Below are 1,006 nucleotides of genomic sequence, written 5' to 3'. Positions count from 1 at the left end.
ATCGACCGTGCCCGGGTGCACCACGTCGACTTCACTTCACCCCGGTTCTCGGTCGCCGGGCCGAGCATCATCCCGAGGCCTCCTCAGGGGCAGCTCCCGGTGTTCGCTCCACTCGCCGCCGGGCTGCCCGCGGGGACCGACGTCGCGCTCGTCACGTCGAGCGCCGAGGCCACACGCCGGGTCGCCGTCGAGGCCGGGGCCGCGCAGGTCTGGCTCGAGCTCGAGGTCGCACTCGACCGTGCGGGCGTCCCCGCGGCGCGTCGTGTCGCGGATCTCGACACGCACGCGGTGTGCGACGCGGGCGACCGGGGACGGTACGTCGGCGACGCGGACGGGCTGGTCGCCCTGCTCACCGACCTCGTCGGACAGGTCGACGGGGTGCGGCTGTTCCCGGCCGTACTCGACGAGGACCTCGACGAGATCGGACGTGCCGTGCTGCCCGCGCTGCGCGACGCGGGCGTCTTCCGCTCGCCGCGGGCGGGGGAGCGGCTCCGTGACGTCATCGGGCTGCCGACCGTCCGGAACCGGTACGAACGCCCAGCCGACGAAGCCGCATCCGCAGCCGACGTCGACGACGCCACCACGAGCCTCCAGGAGGTCCGCGCATGACCACCGCACCCCGCAACCAGATCCAGTTCGGCGTGTTCTTCCAGGGCGTGAACTCGACCACCATCTGGACGGAACCGGAGTCGGGCTCGCAGACCGCCTTCGAGTCGTTCCGCCGCATCGCGCAGACCGCGGAACGCGGCCTGTTCGCCGCGTTCTTCCTCGGCGAGGGGCTGCGCCTCCGTGAGCACCTCGGGCAGCTGCACGACCTCGACGTGGTCGGCCGTCCCGACGCGCAGACGCAGCTCGCGGCCCTCGCGGCGATCACCGACCGGATCGGCCTCGTCGCCACCCAGAACACGACCTACAACGACCCGGTCGACCTGGCCCACCGCCTGCAGAGCCTCGACCTGCTCTCCGGCGGGCGTGCCGCCTGGAACGTCGTGACGACCGACAACGC

The 1,006-nt window shown here is 72.8% G+C and carries 1 protein-coding gene and 1 pseudogene; both read left to right on the top strand.

All coding sequences use genetic code 11. The annotated features are described in order from the left end of the window. A pseudogene (locus tag ACIPXB_RS37155) lies at positions 1–609 on the top strand (nitrilotriacetate monooxygenase); the annotation flags it as partial. Further along, the coding region (locus ACIPXB_RS37150; RefSeq protein ID WP_401457435.1) for an LLM class flavin-dependent oxidoreductase at positions 606–1,006 on the top strand (401 nt) is incomplete at its 3' end. The pseudogene ACIPXB_RS37155 and the gene ACIPXB_RS37150, both read left to right, overlap by 4 nt.

The organism is Streptomyces sp. NPDC090022, from assembly GCF_044748145.1.
Classification (GTDB): domain Bacteria; phylum Actinomycetota; class Actinomycetes; order Streptomycetales; family Streptomycetaceae; genus Streptomyces.
Note: the sequence above shows the minus strand (reverse complement) of the source record. Positions and strands in the feature narration are given on the sequence as shown.